Origin of the sequence: Thiomonas arsenitoxydans, assembly GCF_000253115.1 — a bacterium.
Taxonomy (GTDB): Bacteria; Pseudomonadota; Gammaproteobacteria; order Burkholderiales; family Burkholderiaceae_C; genus Thiomonas; species Thiomonas arsenitoxydans.
In genome coordinates this window covers 395,174-415,172 of the sequence record NC_014145.1, presented here as the reverse complement: position 1 = coordinate 415,172, position 19,999 = coordinate 395,174, and the positions used below count along the sequence as shown (strand labels likewise).

Genomic DNA, 19,999 nt, shown 5'->3' with positions numbered 1-19,999 from the left:
ATCAGTCTTTCCTCCCCGCGGGTTGCGGTGTCTTGTTCGATGTCTTGTTCATGCCCGGCAGATCCACACCTTGCAGATGCACGGCGAAGCCGTTGGGATAGCGCAGATCGACGCTGTCGATGGACCGCCCGTAGCGGGCTTCGAGCTGCGGCATCAGGGTCATGAATTGTTTGAGGCGGGTCTGGGTCGCCGCGCTGTCGGGCGCACTGCCCAGGTCGATGCTCAGGCCCGAGCGGGTCTGCACGCTCCAGTTGCCGCCGCTGCCTTGCGCCAGCGTGGCGACGGTCTGATGAAATTCCTGCATCAAAGGCTGCAGCTTCTGGCTCATCTGCAAGACCTGCGCGCTGGTTCCCGCCGGGCCGCTGAGCTGCGGCAGACCCAGCCCCTGGACTTCGCCGAGGTTGGCGGTGAACGCCTGCCCCTGCGTGTTGACCAGTTGCGCCGCGCTGCCCGGCTCGCGCCAAATGGCCACCGGCTGCTGCGCCTGCAGCGTGACCGCCAGTTGCATCGGCCACAGCCGCTGCACCACCGCGGTACGCACCCACGGCAGGCTCTCGAACACCCGCTGCGCCTGGGCAAGATTGATGGTGAGGAAATTGCCCCGCAACTGCGGCAGGGCCTCGGCCCGTACCGTCACCGGACTGATGCGCTGCAGGTCGCCCTGAAGCCGCACGGCGCGGATATCCCACCAGTTGCGCTGCATCAGCCAGTGCCCGGCGACGAACAGACAGCCGAGCGCCACCAGCCAGAACAGGGCACGCGAGGTGCCTTGCATCAGGCGGATGTCGAGCGGGATCTCGCGTGGCGCGTAACTGCTCATCGGTCGCTCCTCCCGCCGCCGGGCCGCCCCAAGGCGGGCTTTTCCCCCTCCCAACCTCCCCCACGGCGTGGGGGAGGAGTGTTTGCTCCCTCTCCACTTGTGGGGAGGGCCGGGGTGGGGATGGCCTCCTCGGGGGGCAGCGCAGGCGAAGCCGCAGCTTGGGGGTCAACCCCCTTATGCGGTTGATCGAGCGCCGCCATGCTGAGGATGAGCAGACACAGATCGGCGTATTCCAGCCCGGCCACGCGCGCGGCCATGGGCACCAGTGAATGCGAGGTCATGCCGGGCGAGGTGTTGATCTCCAGCAGAAAGGGCTGGCGGTCGGTCGCGCGAATCATGACGTCGGCCCGCGCCCAGCCGCGGCAGCCCAACGTGCGATAGCTGCGCAAGACCAGATCCTGAATGCGCGCTTCTTCGTCGGCAGGCAATTCGCTTGGGCAGATGTAGCGGGTGTCGTCGCTGAAATACTTGTGTTCGTAGTCGTAGTTGCCGCCGGGGGCGACGATGCGAATGAGCGGCAGCGCCCGCGCCTGATCGCCCGCGCCGATTACCGCGCAGGTCACTTCGTCGCCCTCGATGAACTGCTCCACCAGCACCCGGCTGTCGAAGCGTGCGGCTTCGAGATAGGCGGCTTGCACTTCGGCCTCGCTGTCGGCGCGTTTCAGACCCAGCGTGGAGCCTTCATGCGTGGCCTTGAAAATCAGCGGAAAGCCCAGCTCGGCCGCCGCCGCGCGAGCCTCGATGAGCGTGCCCACCTCGCGCCACTTGGGTGTGGACAGGTTCTCGAAATGCCACAGCCGCTTGGTCATGGCCTTATCGATCGCCAGGGCCGAGGCCAGCACGCCCGGCCCGGTGTAGGGAATGCCCAGCAGTTCCAGCGCGCCCTGCACCGTGCCGTCCTCACCCCAGCGGCCATGCAGATTGATGAACGCGCGCTGCGCACCAAACGACTTGAGCGCCGCCAGGTCGTCCACCGACGGATCGAAAGCAAAGGCATCGACCCCGCGCGATTGCAGCGCGGCGAGCACGCCCTTGCCCGACATCAGCGATACCTCACGTTCGGCGGAAAGACCGCCCATGAGCACCGCGACCCGGCCCAGACCGCGCGGATCGATTTGCGGCCAGGGGGTCATTGCGCGGTCTCCTTTGCCATCGCCACCACTTGAGCGGCCACGCCGCCGATGGAACCTGCCCCCATGCAGATCAGCACGTCGCCCTCGCGCGCCATCTCCAGAATGGCCTGCGGCAGATCGGCCACGGCTTCGACGAACACCGGCTCGGTCTTGCCGGCCACGCGCACCGCACGCGCCAGGCTGCGACCGTCGGCCGCGACCAGCGGGGCTTCACCGGCGGAGTACACCTCGGCCAGCAGCACCGCGTCGGCCTCGCCGAGCACTTTCACAAAGTCTTCAAACAGATCGCGGGTGCGGGTGTAGCGATGCGGCTGAAAGGCAAGTACCAAGCGCCGCCCCGGAAAGGCGCCACGGGCCGCCGCCAGCGTAGCCGCCATTTCGACCGGATGGTGGCCGTAATCGTCGATCAGGGTGAAGTGCCCGCCGTGGTGAGCCGCCACTTCGCCATAGCGCTGGAAGCGCCGACCCACGCCGGTGAACCCGGCTAGCGCCCGCTGGATGGCGGCGTCGTCCACATTCAGTTCGGTGGCCACGGCGATGGCGGCCAGCGCGTTCTGCACGTTGTGCCGCCCCGGCAGGTTGAGCGTAACGGCCAGCGGCGGCAGTTGCACGCCGTTGCGGCGCAGCACGGTGAAGTGCATCTGCGCGCCCTCGGCCCGCACGTCGATGGCACGCACCTGCGCGTCTTCGGCAAAGCCGTAGCTAGTGATGGGCTTGGAAACAAACGGCATGATGCCGCGCACCGCCGCGTCGTCCACGCACAGTACGGCCGCGCCGTAGAACGGCAGCCGGGCGATGAAATCGACGAAGGCATGGCGCAATCGGGCCGGGTCGTGGCCGTAGGTGTCCATGTGGTCGGCATCGATATTGGTGACCACGGCCATCACCGGCAGCAGGTTGAGGAAGGAGGCGTCGGATTCGTCGGCCTCGACCACGATGTATTCGCCCTGCCCGAGCTTCGCGTTGACCCCGGCGCTATTGAGCCGTCCGCCGATCACGAAGGTCGGGTCGAGCCCGCCTTCGGCCAGCACACTGGCGACCAGACTGGTGGTGGTGGTCTTGCCATGCGTGCCCGCAATCGCAATGCCGCGCTTCAGCCGCATCAGCTCGGCCAGCATGACCGCGCGCGGCACCACCGGAATATGGCGCGCACGCGCCGCGAGCACCTCGGGGTTGTCGGCACGCACAGCGGTGGAAACGACCAAGGCATCGGCATCCTGCACCTGCGCGGCGTCGTGCCCGATGGCCACGCGCAGGCCCAGCTCGCGCAGTCGGCGCACGGTGGCGCTCTCGCTCAGATCCGAGCCGCTGATGGCATAGCCCAGGTTGTGCAGCACTTCGGCAATGCCGCTCATGCCGGCGCCGCCGATGCCGACGAAATGAATTTTGCGAATGGCGTGTTTCATCGCCCTTGCCTTCCTGTTTGTTTGCTCGTCTCGCGTCCCGCCAGCAGGGCGTTGCAGCCCGCCACGACCGCCTGCACCGCATCCGGTCGCGCCAGGCCGCGCGCGGCCTGCGCCAGTTGCAGCAGGCGCGGGCGGTCCAGGCTTTGCAGCAGCTCGGCCAGCCCCTGCGCGCTCAGGTCGCGTTGTTGAATCAGCAGCGCCGCATCGCGGCCTGCGAGAAATTTCGCGTTCACCGTCTGGTGGTCATCGACCGCATGGGGGAACGGCACGAACAGCGCTGCCACACCGGCGCAGGCCACTTCGGTCACGGTCGAGGCACCGGCGCGGCAGATCACCAGATCGGCCTGCGCATAAGCCGCGGCCATGTCGTCGATAAAGGCCACGCAGTCGGCTTGCACCCCGACGTCGAGATAAGCCTGTTGCAGGGTCGGCAGATGCTTGGCCCCGCTCTGATGACGCACCTGCGGGCGTTCTCCCGCGGGCAAAAGCGCCAGCGCCTGCGGTACCAGCGAGTTGAGCGCCTGCGCGCCGAGACTGCCGCCGACCACGAGCACCTGCAGCGGCCCGCTGCGGCCGGCGTAACGCTGCTCGGGCGAAGGCAAGGCGCAGATCTCCGCACGCACCGGATTGCCCACCCACTGCGCACCCGGCAGCGCGTCGGGAAACGCGGTGTAGCTGCGGTCGGCCAGGCGCGCGAGCACCTTGTTGGCCAGACCGGCGACGGCGTTCTGCTCATGCACCACCAGCTTGGCCCCAGCCCACGCGCTCATCAAGCCACCGGGAAAGGCGATATAGCCGCCCATGCTCACCACCACGTCGGCGCCAACGCGCCGCAAGCCGCGCAAAGCCTGCCAGAAGGCGCGCAGCAGGTTGAACGGCAGCAGCAGTTTGGTCAGCAGCCCTTTGCCGCGCAGGCCACCGAAGCGCACCCAAAGCATGTCGAAGCCGTGACGCGGCGCGAGCTGCGCCTCCATGCCGGTGGGCGCGCCCATCCAGTGCACCGTCCAGCCCGCAGCGCGCAGGCCCTCGCCCACGGCAATGCCGGGGAAAATGTGGCCGCCGGTGCCTCCGGCCATGATGACGGCCACTGGGGCAGCCGAGGGCGACAGGGGTAAGGCGCCGGGCCGCCCCAAGCCTTGCCCCGCCCCCCGGGGGGGGAGCGCCGCATCGCGGCGATCTCGGGGGGAGCTTGTCATACATGTCCTCCGCGCATCAGAATCCGGTTCTCGAAATCGACGCGCAGCAGCACGGCAATGGCCATGCAGTTGAGCAGCAGCGCCGAGCCGCCATAGCTCATCAGCGGCAGCGTCAGCCCCTTGGTGGGCAACAGACCGAGGTTCACGCCGATATTGATGAAAGCCTGCCCGCCGATCCACACGCCGATGCCCTGTGCCACCAACGCGCTGTACATGCGGTCGAGCACCAGCGCCTGACGGCCGATGTCGAAGGCGCGGCGCACGATCCAGTAGAACGCGAAGATCACCACGCCGACGCCCACCAGGCCCAGCTCCTCGCCGATGATGGCCAGCAGAAAGTCGGTGTGCGCTTCCGGCAGGTAATGCAGTTTTTCGATGCTGCCGCCGAGGCCGACGCCGAACCACTCGCCGCGCCCCATCGCAATCAGCGCGTGCGAGAGCTGATAGGCGCTGCCCAGCGCATTCGATTCCGACCAGGGGTTGAGATAGGCGAAGATGCGGTCCCGCCGCCAGGGCGAGAGCACGATCATCAACACAAAGGCGCCGATCACCGCCACGCTGAACACCGAAAACAGCTTGCCGTTGGCCCCGCCGAGAAACAGGATGGCCAACGTGATGGAAGCGATGACCAGGAAGGCGCCCATGTCGGGCTCGGCCAGCAGCAGCACGCCCACGATCATCATCACCGCCATCATCGGCAGGAAGGTCTTGAGCAGGCTTTGCTTGACCTCCTGCTTGCGCACCATGAAATCGGCGGTATAGATGAGCGCGGTGAGCTTGACCAGCTCGGAGGGCTGGAAGTTCAGCCCGCCGGGGAAGACCACCCAGCGCTTGGAGCCGTTCACGTCCTTGCCGATATGCGGCAGCAGCACGAGCACCAGCCCGATCAGCGAGAGGAAGAAAAAGCGCATCGACCATTTCTGCAGCTCGGCCATCGGAATCTGCACCACGATCCAGCTTGCCAGCAAGGCCGCCGCGATGGAGAACAGATCGCGGATGAAATAGTGGTAGGGCGACCACTGCGCATAGCGCGGCGAATCGTGGAAGGAAATCGTGGCCGAATACACCATCACCAGGCCGTAGGCCAGCAACAGCAGCGTGACCCAGACCAGGTTCTGGTCGTACTCCAGCATGCGCGAATTGCGCGGCGCCCTATGCCCCACGCGCACCGGCAGATCGGCTGCAGCCTTGTCGCGCTTGCGACCGAGGAAGGGCAACATGCGCTCAAGCATGGTCGGCCCCTTCGTTCCAGACTTGTCCGCGCTGCTCGGCCAGATTGCGGACCGCAGCGACAAACACCTCGGCGCGATGCGCATAGTTGCGGAACATGTCGAGACTGGCGCAAGCGGGTGACAACAGCGCCGCATCGCCGGTCTTTGCCAACGTGGCGGCGCGTTGCACAGCCTGCTCCAGGGACTGCGTGAATACGGTGGGGGCCAGCCCCTGCAGCTCCGCGGCGATGGCCTGCGCATCGCGGCCAATCAGCACCGCAGCGCGCAAGCGGGCTGCCTGCGCGCGCAGCGGCGAAAAGTCCTGCCCCTTGCCGTCCCCACCGGCGATCAGCACCACCGGCGTTTCCATGCCCGCCAGTGCCGCCACCGTAGCGCCGACATTGGTGCCCTTGCTGTCGTCGATCCAGCGCACGCCGTCGATCACCGCCACGGTCTGCATGCGATGCGGCTCGCCGCGATACTCACGCAGGGCATGCAGCATGGGCGCGAGCGGCGCGCCCACGGCATCGCCCAGCGCCAGCGCGGCCAGGGCATTGGCGACGTTGTGCGCGCCCTGAATGCGCAGGGCTTCCGCGGGCATCAAACGCTGCATCTGGAGCCTGGCCTCGGGCAAGGCGCCGGGCCGCCCCAAGCCTTGCCCGGCCCCCTGGGGGGAGATCGCCGCACCGCGGCGATTTCGGGGGGAGTCCTCTTCCGGGAGGGCGCGCGCCAGCCAGTCGATGCCGCCTTCGCGCACCACGCCCCAGTCTCCGGGTTGTTGCGGCGCCGACAAACCAAAGCGCCGCAGCTTGCGCCCCGGGCGCTGCATGGCCAGCACCTGCGGATCGTCGCAGTTGAGCACCATGACGCCCTGCGCGCTCTGATTGCCGAAGATGTTGGCCTTGTCGGCGGCGTAGGCCGTCATGTCGCCGTGCCAGTCGAGATGGTCCTGGGTGATGTTGAGCACCGTGGCGGCGTCGGCAGCGAAGCCCTCCATGCCATGAAGCTGGAAGCTGGAGAGCTCGAGCACCCAGGCTGCGGGCAGGTCGTCGGCCTGAAGCCGGGCCTGCAGCACGTCGAGCATGGACGGCGAAATATTGCCCGCCACTGCCACGCTCCAGCCCGCGCGCTCAAGCATCAGCCCGGTCAGCCGCGTGACGGTGGTCTTGCCGTTGGTGCCGGTGATGGCGACGATCTTGGGCGCATAGCCTCGCTCTTCGCGCAGCGCGTCGAGCGCCCACTGGAACAGATGCAGCTCACCGGCCATCGGCACGCCGCGTTCGGCGGCTGCCTGTGTGAGCGCGGCAAACTCGGCCGCGTGCGGTGCAATGCCGGGGCTGCGCAGCAGCAGTTGCGCGTCGCCCAGCAGGTCGGCGCTCAGGTTGCCGCAATGCACCTGCGCCGATGGCACTTCGCGCTGCAGCGCAGCCAGCCCGGGCGGCGCGCTGCGGCTGTCGGCCACGCGCACCCGCGCGCCTTGCGCCGCACACCAGCGCGCCATCGCCAGGCCGGATTCGCCCAGACCGAGCACGAGAACGGAGAGTGAGTTCAGGTTCATCGCAGCTTCAGACTCGCTAGGCCCACCAAACAGAGCATCATGGTGACGATCCAGAACCGCACCACCACCTGCGACTCTTTCACCCCGAGTTGCTCGAAGTGATGGTGCAGCGGCGCCATTTTGAAAATGCGCCGTCCTACGCCGTACTTCTTCTTGGTGTACTTGAAGTAGGTCACCTGAATCATCACCGAAACGGTTTCAGCGACGAACACCCCGCCCATGATGGCCAGCACGATTTCCTGGCGGACGATCACGGCGATGGTGCCCAAGGCGCCGCCCAGCGCCAGCGCGCCCACGTCGCCCATGAACACCTGCGCCGGATAGGCGTTGAACCACAGAAACGCCAGCCCGGCGCCGACCATCGCGCCCACGAAAATCAGCAACTCCCCCGTTCCCGGAATGAAGGGGAACAGCAGATATTTGGAATACACCGCATTGCCGGTGACATAGGCAAACACGCCCAGCGAGCTGCCGACCATGACCACGGGCATGATGGCCAGGCCATCGGCGCCGTCGGTGAGGTTGACCGCGTTGCTGCTGCCCACGATGACCAGATAGCTCAGCACGATGAAGCCGGTCACGCCCAACGGATAACTGACCGATTTGAAGAACGGCACGATGAGGTCGGAAGCGGGGGGCAAGGGCATGCTCATGCCGCTTTGCAACCACGCCACGAACAGATGCCAGACCTCGGCGTTGCCCTTACCCGACACGGCGAAAGCCAGGTAGAACGCGGCGGCCACGCCGATGAGCGTCTGCCAGAAGTACTTGTCGCGCGAGCGCATGCCGTTGGGGTCGCGGTAGACCACCTTGCGGTAATCGTCGGCCCAGCCGATGGCGCCGAAACCCAGCGTGACCAACAGCACCAGCCAGACGAAGCGGTTGCTCAGATCCATCCACAGCAAGGTGGACACGCCGATGGACAGCAGGATGAGCACCCCGCCCATGGTGGGCGTGCCGGTCTTGATGAGATGCGTCTGCGGCCCGTCCTGACGCACGGCCTGGCCGACCTTCATCGCGGTGAGTTTGCGGATGACTGCAGGGCCCGCGAGCAGGCCGATGAACAGCGCGGTGAGCGTGCTCATCACCGCACGGAAAGTGATGTAGTTGAACACCCGAAAAAAGCGCAGATCGGGCGAGAGCTCCATCAGCCACATGGCCAGACTATGCAGCATGGTGCACCTCCTGCGTGGACGCGCCGTTGCCATTCGCCGCCAGCGCGGCGATGGCCTGCACCGCGCGCTCCATGCGCATGAAGCGCGAGCCTTTGACCAGCACGGTGTCGAATTCGCGCAGCGCCGCGGCCTCCAGGGTGAAGTCCATCAAGTCGGGCTGATGCTTTGCTGCCGCCAGGCCCGCCGCATGCGCGGCCGCGACCGCCTGCGCCGTCATGGCGCCGCAGGCCCACAGCGCCGCCACGCCGCGCTGGGCCGCATACGTCCCCACTTCGGCATGGAAGGCCGGGCCGTTGTCACCGACTTCGCCCATATCGCCGAGCAGCAGCAGGCTGCGCCCGGGAAGTTCGGTCAACACGTCGATGGCGGCGCGCACCGAGTCGGGATTGGCGTTGTAGCTGTCGTCGATCAGCAGCAGCGTGTGCTCGTCGGCGCAACGCAGACGCCGCGGCACCAGACGCCCGGCCACCGGAGCAAAGGCTTCGAGTCCGCGGCAGATGGCATCCAGCGGAGCGCCCGCGGCCAAGGCCGCCGCGGTCGCCGCCAGCGCATTGCGCGCGTTGTGCCGCCCCAGCAGTTGCAGGCCCACTTCGGCATGGCCCGCCGGGGTATGCAATTGCACATGCAACTGGCCCTGCCGATAAAACGCATGGCCGCTGACTTCAGCCTCCACGTCCGCCTCAGCCTCTTCACGCAGGGCAAAGCGCAACACACGCCGACCGGCGGCTTGCGCCACCCAGATCGCGGCCTGGGCGTCGGCTGCGGGAAACACCGCCACCCCGGTCTGCGGCAATGCGGCGAGCACCGCGCCGTTTTCGTGCGCGACCGCTTCGACGCTATGCATGAATTCCTGATGCTCGCGCTGGGCGTTGTTCACTAGCGCCACGGTGGGCTCGGCCAGACTGGCGAGCCAGGCGATCTCGCCCGGATGGTTCATGCCCAGCTCCACCACGGCGGCCTGATGTTGCGGCCGCAAGCGCAGCAAAGTGAGCGGCAGACCCACTTCGTTGTTGAAGTTGCCTTGCGTCGCCAGACGCCGGTCTTGGCCCTGCCACGCCGCCAGAATGCTGGCGAGCATCTGCGTCACCGTGGTCTTGCCGTTGCTGCCGGTCACCGCGATCAGCGGCAACGTCTGCTGGCGCCGCCAGCCTCGCGCCAACAGGCCCAATGCGCGCAGGGTGTCGGGCGCCTCGATGCCCGGCAGCCCGCAAGCGCCCACGCCTTGCTCGGCCAGCAACGCGCGCGCGCCAGCAGCCGCCGCTTGCGGCAGAAAGTCGTGCGCATCGAAGCGGGCGCCGCGCAAGGCGACGAACAGTGCGCCCGGCGTGAGTTTGCGGCTGTCGGTCTCGATGGCGCTCACCGCCACCTCGGCCTCGCCGATGAGGCTGGCCTCGGGCCCGATCCAGTCGCGCAATTCGCCCAGGCTGCAAAGCCCTGCGCCGCGCGCGGCCAGTGCCATGCGGGCATGGAAGGCGTCGCTGAAGGCCTGCTTGTGTCCGGCAATCTCTTGCGTGTTTTCGTGCCCCTTGCCCGCGATGAGTACTACGTCGTGCACGGCGGCGTGCGACAGGGTCTGGGCGATGGCGGCGGCGCGGTCTTCGATCAGCAGGGCTTGCGCAGGTTGCTGCAGACCGGCGAGCAGATCTTGCAGGATGGCGCCCGGCGCTTCGCTGCGCGGGTTGTCGCTGGTGAGTACCACGCGGTCGGCGTGGGCCTCGACGGCCTGCGCCATCAGCGGGCGTTTGCGCGCATCGCGGTCGCCGCCGGCGCCGAACACGCACCACAACTTGCCTTTGCGCTTGGCGGTGACAGGCCGCAGCGCTTGCAGCGCCTTGTCCAGCGCGTCGGGCGTGTGGGCGTAGTCAATGACCGCCAGCGGCGCACCGATGCCACCCAGCATCTGCATGCGCCCCGGCACCGCGCGCACCGTGCGCAAGGCGGCGGCAATGGCGGCGTCATCCAGCCCCGTGGTGTGCAGCAGCGCGGCAACCACCAGCAAATTGCGCAGGTTGAAAGCGCCCAGCACGGGCAGATCCAGCGCGTGGCGATGGTGGTGATGCACCAGAGTGAGGCGCTGGCCGGTGGAAGTCTGCACCACGTCTTCCGCACACCAGTCGGTCTTGGCGATCAGCGCGGTGGTTTGCACCTGCAGCCCCCGGCTGCGGCAATCGGCGAGCAAGACGCTTGCGGCGTAGGGATCGTCGATATCCAGTACGGCATGCTGCAGCCCCGGCCAGACGAACAGCGCCCGCTTGGCGCGCGCATAGGCCGCCATGTCGCCGTGGTAGTCGAGATGGTCTTGCGTCAGATTGGTGAATGCAGCCGCATGAATAGCGCAACCCGCCAGGCGATGTTCGTCCAGGCCGATGCTCGATGCCTCGATGGCGCACCAGAGCGCGCCTTGCTCGCGCAGCCGCGCCAGGATCGTCTGCAGACGCACCGGGTCGGGCGTGGTGAATCCGGTGGGCTGCAGCGCGTCCGGCCATCCGGCGCCCAGCGTTCCGATCACCCCGCAGCGCTGCCCAGCCGCGTTCAGGGCCTGCGCTGCCCACAAAGCACAGGAAGTCTTGCCATTGGTGCCGGTCACGGCCAGCAGCTTGACGACCTCGGAAGGATGTCCGTACCAGGCCGCCGCAAGCGGCCCGGCCAGCGCCTTGAGCCCGTCAACAGCCAGAATGCGCGGATCGGTGAAGCCGAAATGCTGCACTCCCTCGGCCTCGACCAGCGCGGCCGCTGCCCCCGCCGCCAAGGCCTGCGTCACGAACTGTCGCGGATCGCGCGCCGCCCCCGGCCAGGCGACGAACACCTCGCCGGGCTGCAGGCTGCGGCTGTCGGCGCTCCACGGCGCCTCTGCCGCGACGCCCAAGGCGCGCAACGCTTGCAGCACGGTATCGACCGCTTTCGGCGTGTGATTCATGCGCCCCCCTTCATCGCCCGGCCCGCCGGGAGTTGCAGGGCTTGCGCGGTTTGCGCGGGAACGAGATCGGGCTTGACCGGCAGGTCGGGCTGTACCCCGAGAATGCGCAGCGCCTGCGGCACCACCGCACCGAACACCGGAGCCGACACCTGACCGCCGAAGTGCTTGCCACCCGTCGGTTGATCGACCGAAACCGCCATCACCAGCACTGGATGGTGGATCGGCGCCAGCCCGACGAATTGCGCCCGGAACAGCTTTTTGTCGTACTTGCCATCCTTGGCAATCCAGGCGGTGCCGGTCTTGCCGCCGGTGGAGTAGCCCGGCACGGCCGCCGCCGGTGCGGTGCCGCCGGGCTGCGTCACCAGCGCCAGCATGCCGCGCATTTCGCGCGCCACGGTGGGCGAGACGACCTGCACGCCTTCGGGCGCCTCATCGTGCTTGAACAGGGTGACCGGGAAAATGCGGCCACGGTCGGCGAAGATGAGATAGGCATGCGCCAGCTGCAGGGTGGAGATACCCAACCCGTAACCGAAACCCATGGTGATGCGGTCGATCGGGCGCCAGCGTTTCATGGGCCGCATCAGCCCGCTGGTCGCGCCGGGAAACTCGATCTGCGGACGTTGGCCGAAGCCCACCGCGGTGTACATATTCCACTGCACTTGCGCTGGCATCTTGCTCACCACCTGCGAAGTGGCGACGTTGCTCGAATACTGGATGACTTGGGGCAGTTCGATATTGCCGTTGTTGCTGTCATCGCAGATATTGGCGCCGTAAAACTGCTGGCAGCCCGGCGCGGTATGGAACACCGTCGTCGGGGTGATGATGCCGGCCTGCAAGGCTGCGCTCAGGGTGATGGGCTTGAGCACCGAGCCCGGTTCAAAGGCATCGGTCACGGCGTAGTTGCGGATGTCCGCCTCGGTCATGCGCTTGCGGGTATTCGGATCGAAGCTGGGGTAGTTGGCCATTGCCAGAATCTCTCCCGTTTTCGCATCGATCACCACCGCACTGCCGTTCTTGGCCTTGTTGTCCTCGACCGACTGCTTGAGCGCCTGGTAGGTGAGGTACTGGATCTTGCTGTCGATCGACAGGCGCACATCCTGTCCGTCCACCGGCGGCACGCCGCCCGACACATCCTCGATCACATTACCCAGCCGGTCTTTCACGACCTTGCGCACCCCGGGGTGCCCGGCCAGCCGCGCTTGCAGCGCCAGCTCCATGCCGTCCTGCCCCTGGCCTTCGATATTGGAAAAGCCGATGAGCTGCGCCGCCGCCGAGCCTTCCGGGTAGTAGCGTTTGTAGCTGGGCGATTCATAAATGCCCTTGATGCCCAGCGCCTTGACCTCCTTGGCCACGTCGATGTCCACCTGCCGCTTGAGATAGACGAACTGTTTGTTGGAGTCGAGCCGGCGCTGAAGATCGGCGGCGTTCAGGCCGAGCAACCGGGCGAGTTGCTGCACCTTGTCGTTGCCCGACTCGACCTGCGTAGGATCGGCCCATATGGTCTTGGCCGGAATGCTCGACGCCAGAATGTTGCCGTTGCGGTCGAGAATGCGGCCGCGCATCGCCGGCAGCTCGATGGTGCGCACAAAGCGCAGATCGCCCTGGTTCTGATAGAACTGCGTCGTCCACACCTGCACCCAGAAGGCGCGCAGACCCAGCGCCGCAAACGCCGCAAACAGCAGCCCCTTCACCAGCCAGGCGCGACCTGGCGGCAACTTCACATTCAGCAGCGGGCTCTTGCCATAGCTGGCTGCCGACTTGGGCGCACGCATAGCCGGATTCTTCATCGCCGCGCGCCTTTACTGGCCGGTTTCGGCGGGGACTGCGGCATGACGGGCAGCGGCGGCAGGGTGGCCTGGCCTTCGTGTACGAAGATGGTGCGCGCGGCCGTAATGGGGCGCATGTCGAGCTGGGTGCGCGCGATTCTCTCGATGCGGCCCGGCGCACTCATCGCGCGATATTCCACCTGCAGACGATCCTTGTCCATCTGCAACTGCTCGGCCCTTTGCTGCGCCACATCCAGCGCGGCAAACGTGCGCCTGCCCTGGTACTGCGCGCGTACCACCGACATGGCGCACAGCACTACGACAAACAGCAGCAGGAAGTTGATTCGGGTCATCGCGTGTTCCTCAGACCCGTTGTGCCACGCGCAGCATGGCCGAGCGCGACCGCGCATTGCCGCTGATTTCCGCCGCCGAAGGCCGCATCCGCACCACCTCCTTGAGTTGCGGCTGGAACTCGGCCGAAACGCCGGGGACGAAGGGCTGGCGCCGATCGACCGCCGGTGCGCGGGCATGGCGGTGAATAAAGCGTTTGATCAGCGCGTCTTCCAGCGAATGAAAGCTGATCACGGCCAACCGCCCGCCCGGCCTCAGGCAGTCGAGCACCTGGCTCAACGCCGTTTCGATTTGCGCAAGCTCGGCATTGACGTGAATCCGAAGAGCTTGAAACGTGCGGGTGGCCGGGTCCTGGCCCGGCTCACGGCTCTTGACGGCACTGGCAACCAGTGCGGCGAGTTCGCCGCTGCGCGCGAGAGGCGCTCCGGCATCGCGGCGAGCCACAATCTTCTTTGCAATCTGGACAGCCGCCCGTTCGTCTCCATAATCCCTCAGCACGGTTGCAATTTCATCCACGCTGGCCGTGGCCAGATACTCAGCGACGGTTTGCCCGCTGCTGTTGTCCATCCGCATATCCAAAGGCCCGTCAGCGCGGAAGCTGAAGCCGCGCTCGGGCTGATCGAGTTGCGGCGACGACACACCCAGATCGAACAGCAGCCCATCGGCCTGCGCCACGCCCTGCTCGTGCAGCACCCGCGCAAACTCGGAGAATGGCGCGTGCTTGATCACAAAACGCGCATCGTGAATCTGGGCCGCGGCTTCGATGGCCTGCGGATCGCGGTCGATCGCAATCAGCCGCCCGGCGGGCGACAGCCGCCGCAGAATTTCCCGGCTGTGTCCGCCACGCCCGAAAGTCGCGTCGAGGTACACCCCGTCCGGGTTGGTGATCAGTTGGTCGACCGCCTCGTGCAGCAACACGGTGCGGTGCGCCGTTTCGGCGCTGGGCATGGGAGTGGTGTGGGGCATACACGGTCACAACACAATGTCGCGCACGGCATCGGGCATACCGGCCTCGACCACCGCAGCCTCTTGCGCCTGATGTTTGGCGCGATCCCAGATTTCGAAGTGACGTCCCATGCCGATGAGATCGACCTCGCGCTCCAGACCGACGGCCTGACGCAATTCGGGCGAAATCAGCACGCGCCCGGTGCCGTCCATTTCGGTTTCGGTGGCATGACCGAGATAGATGCGCTTCCAGCCCTGCGCCGACATGGGCAACTGCATCACCCGATCGCGAAAACTCGTCCACTCGTCGTCGGAAAACATCAGCAGACAACCGTCGGGGCTCTTGGTCAGCGTGAGCCGCCCCTGCGAGCGCGCCATCAGCAGATCACGATGCCGGGCAGGCACGGTCATACGACCTTTGCCGTCCAGAGTGAGTGCCGAAATGCCAATAAACATGAAGTCGCCCGCGGTTGCCGTGCTGCAGTGGGGCCGGTGAAATGACGCAGCGCTCTGCACTATTCCCCACTTTTTTGCACTATTCGCCACTTTAGGGGATCGCGACATCTGCGGTCAAGCCTGAAACCCTGAAATTTCTTTTACAAAACAAGGACTTAGATACTGTTTATGGAACCAGTAAATGAGCATGTTTCTTATAAAAATGAACAATTTAGAGTCTGCCTTGAATGTTCTTTCTAGAAATGGAAGCGCATCTGCACCTTGACGGATGACGGGCAGCACCGATCCGCACCCGATCGGGGTTGTAAAAACTGAGGGGAAAAGTGCGAAGCGGGGCTATAAGCCGGATTCTGTGCAGCGCGGGCTTGCACCCGCACCGTGGCAGCCATTCCTCTAGGCCGTGCATTGCTGCGCGGCTCAAGCCACCTACCCGCAGACTCGCGCGGGCCGCGCTGTGCCAGCGTTGCCGCTGGCGCGTCTGCCTATTTGGTGTTGCTCCGGATGGAGGTTGCCGCGTTTCACGTCCACGCCGGTTGCCCGGCGTTTACTCGTCTCTGTGGCCCTGTTCGTCACGTCACCGTGCACGGCCGTTAGCCGTCATCCCGCCCTATGGAGTCCGGACCTTCCTCGTTGCGCCTGAAGCACACCGCGACTGCCCACCCCACTTCGCAGGCTGCATTATGACGGAGAAACCTCGCCGCCCCGGTTGCAGACCCCAGAATGCCCTGCCTTTGATGCAGCGCAAAGCTTCATGTATTCAAAAGATCGGATGATTCGCCTTTACATTTTTTGCGGTTCAGCGAAAGAGCGAATTCCGTGGCGACAGAACTATTCAACAACGGCACGCATCTGTGCCTCATGTTCAGCGATCTGGTCGAAGACGACGGCGACGCCGTGCAGGCCAATCAATTCCTCCTCATCGACCACGGCCAGGGCGCGCTCATCGATCCGGGCGGTAATATGACGTTCAACGAACTCACGCTGACCATGCGCAAATACATGGCGCCGCAAGACTTGCACTACCTGCTGGCTTCGCATGCCGACCCGGACATCATCGCCTCACTAGACCGCTGGATGACCGCCTCCAAGGCCGATCTGGTGATCTCTCGTCTGTGGGCGCGTTTTGCTCCGCATTTCTGCAAGCTCGGCAAAACCGACAAACGCATCATCGCCGTACCTGACGCCGGAGGAACGCTGCGCCTGGGCAAGAGCGACATCGTGCTGCTGCCGGCGCACTTTTTGCACGCAGAGGGCAACTTCCAGTTTTATGACCCGATCAGCAAAATCCTGTTCTCGGGCGATCTGGGGGTTTCACTCGTCAGCGGTGCGCAGGCGGGCCGCCCGTTTGCGCAACTGGCCGATGCCCTGCCCCATATGGAAGCCTTCCACCGCCGCTACATGGTGTCGAACAAGATCCTGCGGTATTGGGCCAGCATGGTGCGCACGCTGGACATCGAGATGATCGTGCCGCAGCATGGCTCCCCCATCAAGGGCAAACCGGCCGTGGCGCAATTCATCGACTGGGCCGAGGGCCTGAGTTGCGGCATCGACCTGATGACCACGAGCAATTACCGGGTGCCCGACCTGCCGATTCCGCTGGCCGGGTAGTTCGCGCAAAGCGAGATCGAACACCACGGAATCAAACCCCGACCTGCACCTGCCACTCCATCGCTTCACCCGCGTGCAGAGGCACGATGTCGGCGTCGGCATAGGGCAGCGTGTCGGGCACCTGCCAGCTCCGGCGCTCCAGGGTGATCGAGCCCGTATTGCGCGGCAAACCGTAGAACGCCGCGCCGAAACGGCTGGCGAAATCGTCGAGTCGGTGCAAAGCATTGCGCTGCTCGAAAGCCGCGCAGTACAACTCCAGCGCATTGGCCGCCGTGAAGCAACCGGCGCAGCCGCAGGCCGTTTCCTTGGTGTTGCGCGCATGCGGCGCGGAGTCGGTGCCGAGAAAGAAACGGTCGTCTCCGCTCGTGGCGACATCGAGCAGAGCCTGGCGGTGGGTCTCGCGCTTGAGCACGGGCAGGCAGTAGTAGTGGGGCCGCATGCCGCCTTTGAACATGGCATTGCGGTTGTGCAGCAGATGATGCGCCGTGAGGGTTGCGGCCAGAAGAGGCGCACCCTGGGCATCCCGGTCGTGCGCCTCTTGAATGAACGCGGCGGCCTGGGCCGTGGTGATGTGCTCCAGCACGATCTTGAGCTCGGGAAAAGCGCGGCGCAGAGCGATGAGATGCCGCTCGATGAACACCGCCTCGCGGTCGAACACATCCACCTCGGGGTCGGTCACTTCGCCGTGAATCAACAGCGGCATCCCGACCTGCTGCATGGCGTCGAGCGCCGGATAGATGCGCTTGAGTTCGGTCACTCCGCTGTCCGAATTAGTCGTTGCGCCCGCCGGGTAGAGCTTGAACGCATGCACCACGCCGCTGTTCTTCGCCTCGGTCACCATCGCCGGGGTGGTGTCGTCGGTGAGATAGAGCGTCATCAGCGGGGTGAAATCGCTGTCCTCAGGCAAGGCGGCCACGATGCGTGCGCGGTAGTCGAGAGCCTGCCGCAGATGCACCACGGGCGGCTTGAGATTGGGCATGACGATGGCCCGGGCGAATTGCCGTGCCGTCCAGGGCAGCGCATCACGCATGGCGGCGCCATCACGTAGATGCAGGTGAAAATCGTCGGGGCGCGTGAGGGTGAGCGTGGAGTTCGAGGTCATGTCGGGCGGCGAAAACGGCAACGCCGACATGCTACGCCCCGCCCTGCCGCGCAATGAAGCGGCAGTCGTTCAGTGCTGCAGGATTTTTGCCAGGAAGTGCGCGGCGCGCTCGCTGCGCTGTTCGCTGGTCGAGAAGAACTGCGGCGTCGGGCAATCTTCCACCACGCGCCCGGCATCCATGAACACCACGCGGTGCGACACCTTGCGCGCAAAGCCCATTTCGTGCGTGACCACCATCATGGTCATGCCCTCTTCGGCGAGCTTGACCATGACGTCGAGCACTTCGCCCACCATCTCCGGATCGAGCGCCGAGGTCGGTTCATCGAACAGCATGGCAATCGGGTCCATCGCCAGCGCACGCGCGATGGCCACGCGCTGCTGCTGTCCGCCGGAGAGTTGTCCGGGGAATTTCTCCTTATGCATCGAAAGACCCACGCGGTCGAGATAGAGCAGGCCCTTTTCGCGCGCCTCGGCCTTGCTGCGCCCGAGCACCTTGATCTGGGCGAGCGTGAGGTTGTCGGTCACCGTCAGGTGCGGAAACAACTCGAAGTGCTGAAACACCATGCCCACGCGCGCGCGCAGCTTGGGCAGATTGGTTTTGGGGTCGGCAATCGACGTGCCATCCACCACCACGTCGCCCTTCTGAAAGGGTTCGAGCGCGTTGACGCACTTGATCAGCGTGGACTTGCCCGAGCCCGACGGCCCGCACACCACCACCACTTCGCCGCGCGCAATCTGCGTGGAACAGTCGGTGAGCACCTGGAAGTCGCCGTACCACTTGCTGATCTGGCGAATATCGATCATCGGCGCGCTAGCGCCCTGGGCAGAATTCTGGGTCATGGAACGATCCATTGAAAATGACTTATCGCCTTACCGCACGATGGCGATGCGCTGATGCAGGCGCTTGACGCCTTGCGACAGCAGGAAACTCAGCACGAAATACACCACGGCCACCAAGGTGTACATCTCGACCACGCGGCTGTCGCGCTGCGCGATTTTCATGGCGGCGCCGACGAAGTCGGTGACGTTGAGCAGCGCCACCAGCGACACGTCCTGGAACAGCACGATGGTCTGGGTGAGCAGCACCGGCAGCATATTGCGCAGCGCCTGCGGCAGGATGATCAGCCGCATCGTCTGCGCGTAGGTCAGGCCCAGCGCATAGGCCGCGCCGAGTTGCCCTTTGGGAATGCTCTGGATGCCCGCGCGCACGATCTCCGCGAAATACGCCGCCTCGAACAAAATGAAGGTGAAATAGGCCGAGCGCTCCGCCCCGATCTTGGGCGGATAGTCCGATCCGGTGATCGACTGCAGCATCACCGGCACCAGGAAGTAGAACCAGAAAATCACCAACAGCAGCGGAATCGAGCGCATCAGATTGATGTAGCCCGCCGCCAGCAAGGACAGCCACTTCAGGTGAGACAGCCGCGCCAGGGCCAGCAAAATACCCAGCAACGTACCGCCGATGGCCGCCACCACGGTGAGTTGGATGGTGTAGGTCAGCCCCTTGAGCAAAAAGGGCAGGACCGAGACGATGGAGCCAAAGTCAAAATCGCCCATCACTTGCTCCCGCCCATATAGCCCGGCACCGCCGTGGCGCGCTCCACCCACGCCATGATGCGGTTGATGGAAAACGCCACCGCGACATACAGCACCGTGGCCGCGCCGAAGGCCGCGAAGTAGCGGAAGGTCATCTCTCCCATCTCGCGGGTGCGGAAAAACAGTTCAGTCAAGCCGATGGAATACGCCACTGCGGAGTTCTTCACCAGATTCATCGACTCGGAGGTGAGCGGCGGAATGATGATGCGGTACGCCATGGGCAGCAGCACGTAGCGGTAGGTCTGCGTGGGCGTCAGCCCGAGCGCCAGCCCGGCGAAAGTCTGCCCGCGCGGCAGCGACTGAATGCCCGACTTGACCTGCTCGGCAATCCGCGCCGCGGTGAACAGCCCGAGGCAAACCACGGCCGTGAGAATCTGGAAGGTGCCCGGATCAACCGCGTTGGCAAATCGCTTGAGCGGCGGAATCACGCTGGGCAGCACGAAATACCAGAGAAAAAACTGCACCAGAAGGGGGATGTTGCGGAACAGTTCCACATAGCCGTTGCCCAGCATCACCCAAAAGCGGTGCTTGGTGGTGCGCACCACCCCCAATACCGAGCCGAGCACCATGGCGATCACCCAGGCGCAGACCACCAGCAACAGGGTGTATTCCAGCCCGGAAAGCAGCGACATACCCCAGGTGGTGTCGCCGTCCGGCGTGTCTTCCAAAAAAATGCCTAAACCCAGCATGTCATCCCCTCGTCTGCCCGCGTCATTTCACCATGGAAAAAAGCCGGCAAAGCTGCCGGCTTGGTTCCTT

17 protein-coding genes and 1 other RNA gene are annotated in these 19,999 nt (G+C 65.4%); 1 reads left to right on the top strand and 17 read right to left on the bottom strand.

What is annotated here, in order from left to right:
• Nucleotide 1: 1 nt before the first annotated feature.
• The 13 genes from THI_RS01910 to rnpB form a co-directional block, all read right to left on the bottom strand.
• Nucleotides 2-820 carry a cell division protein FtsQ/DivIB gene (locus THI_RS01910; protein ID WP_013104537.1) on the bottom strand — a complete coding sequence of 273 codons (819 nt, stop codon included), beginning with the start codon at nt 818-820 and terminating at the stop codon, nt 2-4.
• Nucleotides 817-1,953, bottom strand: coding sequence for a D-alanine--D-alanine ligase (locus THI_RS01905; protein WP_013104536.1), 1,137 nt, complete (start codon nt 1,951-1,953; stop codon nt 817-819). Before THI_RS01905 ends, THI_RS01910 begins: the two co-directional genes overlap by 4 nt.
• The gene (gene murC, locus THI_RS01900) at nt 1,950-3,359 is read right to left on the bottom strand and encodes a UDP-N-acetylmuramate--L-alanine ligase (protein ID WP_013104535.1); all 1,410 of its coding nucleotides are present in this window, start codon (nt 3,357-3,359) and stop codon (nt 1,950-1,952) included. Before murC ends, THI_RS01905 begins: the two co-directional genes overlap by 4 nt.
• Nucleotides 3,356-4,435, bottom strand: coding sequence for an undecaprenyldiphospho-muramoylpentapeptide beta-N-acetylglucosaminyltransferase (gene murG, locus THI_RS01895; protein WP_050986015.1), 1,080 nt, complete (start codon nt 4,433-4,435; stop codon nt 3,356-3,358). Before murG ends, murC begins: the two co-directional genes overlap by 4 nt.
• A 116-nt stretch (nt 4,436-4,551) precedes the next feature.
• A complete protein-coding gene (gene ftsW, locus THI_RS01890) occupies nt 4,552-5,787 on the bottom strand; it encodes a putative lipid II flippase FtsW (RefSeq protein WP_013104533.1) in 1,236 nt (411 codons plus the stop codon).
• A complete protein-coding gene (gene murD / locus THI_RS01885) occupies nt 5,780-7,324 on the bottom strand; it encodes a UDP-N-acetylmuramoyl-L-alanine--D-glutamate ligase (RefSeq protein ID WP_013104532.1) in 1,545 nt (514 codons plus the stop codon). The genes ftsW and murD overlap by 8 nt, the downstream gene beginning before the upstream one ends.
• The gene (mraY, locus tag THI_RS01880) at nt 7,321-8,499 is read right to left on the bottom strand and encodes a phospho-N-acetylmuramoyl-pentapeptide-transferase (protein WP_013104531.1); all 1,179 of its coding nucleotides are present in this window, start codon (nt 8,497-8,499) and stop codon (nt 7,321-7,323) included. Before mraY ends, murD begins: the two co-directional genes overlap by 4 nt.
• Entirely contained in the window at nt 8,489-11,416 is a 2,928-nt protein-coding gene (murF, locus tag THI_RS01875; RefSeq protein WP_013104530.1) for a bifunctional UDP-N-acetylmuramoyl-L-alanyl-D-glutamate--2,6-diaminopimelate ligase MurE/UDP-N-acetylmuramoyl-tripeptide--D-alanyl-D-alanine ligase MurF, read from the bottom strand. The genes mraY and murF overlap by 11 nt, the downstream gene beginning before the upstream one ends.
• A complete protein-coding gene (locus THI_RS01870) occupies nt 11,413-13,203 on the bottom strand; it encodes a peptidoglycan D,D-transpeptidase FtsI family protein (RefSeq protein WP_013104529.1) in 1,791 nt (596 codons plus the stop codon). The genes murF and THI_RS01870 overlap by 4 nt, the downstream gene beginning before the upstream one ends.
• Complete coding sequence (ftsL, locus tag THI_RS01865) at nt 13,200-13,535, bottom strand: cell division protein FtsL (protein WP_013104528.1); 336 nt, start codon at nt 13,533-13,535, stop codon at nt 13,200-13,202. The genes THI_RS01870 and ftsL overlap by 4 nt, the downstream gene beginning before the upstream one ends.
• 10 nt (nt 13,536-13,545) lie before the next feature.
• A complete protein-coding gene (gene rsmH / locus THI_RS01860; RefSeq protein WP_041608861.1) occupies nt 13,546-14,481 on the bottom strand; it encodes a 16S rRNA (cytosine(1402)-N(4))-methyltransferase RsmH in 936 nt (311 codons plus the stop codon).
• Between the two features lie 24 nt (nt 14,482-14,505).
• Nucleotides 14,506-14,934 (bottom strand): division/cell wall cluster transcriptional repressor MraZ, encoded by a 429-nt coding sequence (gene mraZ, locus THI_RS01855; RefSeq protein ID WP_013104526.1) that lies wholly within the window; start codon nt 14,932-14,934, stop codon nt 14,506-14,508.
• Nucleotides 14,935-15,257: 323 nt separating this feature from the next.
• Nucleotides 15,258-15,602, bottom strand: an RNA gene (rnpB, locus tag THI_RS18205) — RNase P RNA component class A.
• Between the two features lie 148 nt (nt 15,603-15,750).
• Here rnpB and THI_RS01850 point away from each other — a divergent pair.
• On the top strand, nt 15,751-16,542 hold the full coding sequence (locus tag THI_RS01850; RefSeq protein WP_013104524.1) for an oxygen-binding di-iron domain-containing protein: 792 nt from the start codon (nt 15,751-15,753) through the stop codon (nt 16,540-16,542).
• 31 nt (nt 16,543-16,573) lie between these two features.
• Here the strand turns inward: THI_RS01850 and pyrC are convergent, their stop codons facing one another.
• The 4 genes from pyrC to THI_RS01830 all read right to left on the bottom strand — a co-directional run bounded on the left by pyrC (nt 16,574) and on the right by THI_RS01830 (nt 19,929).
• The gene (pyrC, locus tag THI_RS01845) at nt 16,574-17,644 is read right to left on the bottom strand and encodes a dihydroorotase (RefSeq protein WP_013104523.1); all 1,071 of its coding nucleotides are present in this window, start codon (nt 17,642-17,644) and stop codon (nt 16,574-16,576) included.
• Nucleotides 17,645-17,713: 69 nt separating this feature from the next.
• Nucleotides 17,714-18,448, bottom strand: a complete 735-nt coding sequence (locus THI_RS01840; RefSeq protein ID WP_013104522.1) for an amino acid ABC transporter ATP-binding protein — start codon at nt 18,446-18,448, stop codon at nt 17,714-17,716.
• Between the two features lie 66 nt (nt 18,449-18,514).
• Nucleotides 18,515-19,201 carry an amino acid ABC transporter permease gene (locus THI_RS01835; protein ID WP_013104521.1) on the bottom strand — a complete coding sequence of 229 codons (687 nt, stop codon included), beginning with the start codon at nt 19,199-19,201 and terminating at the stop codon, nt 18,515-18,517.
• Complete coding sequence (locus THI_RS01830; RefSeq protein WP_013104520.1) at nt 19,201-19,929, bottom strand: amino acid ABC transporter permease; 729 nt, start codon at nt 19,927-19,929, stop codon at nt 19,201-19,203. Before THI_RS01830 ends, THI_RS01835 begins: the two co-directional genes overlap by 1 nt.
• Nucleotides 19,930-19,999 lie beyond the last annotated feature (70 nt).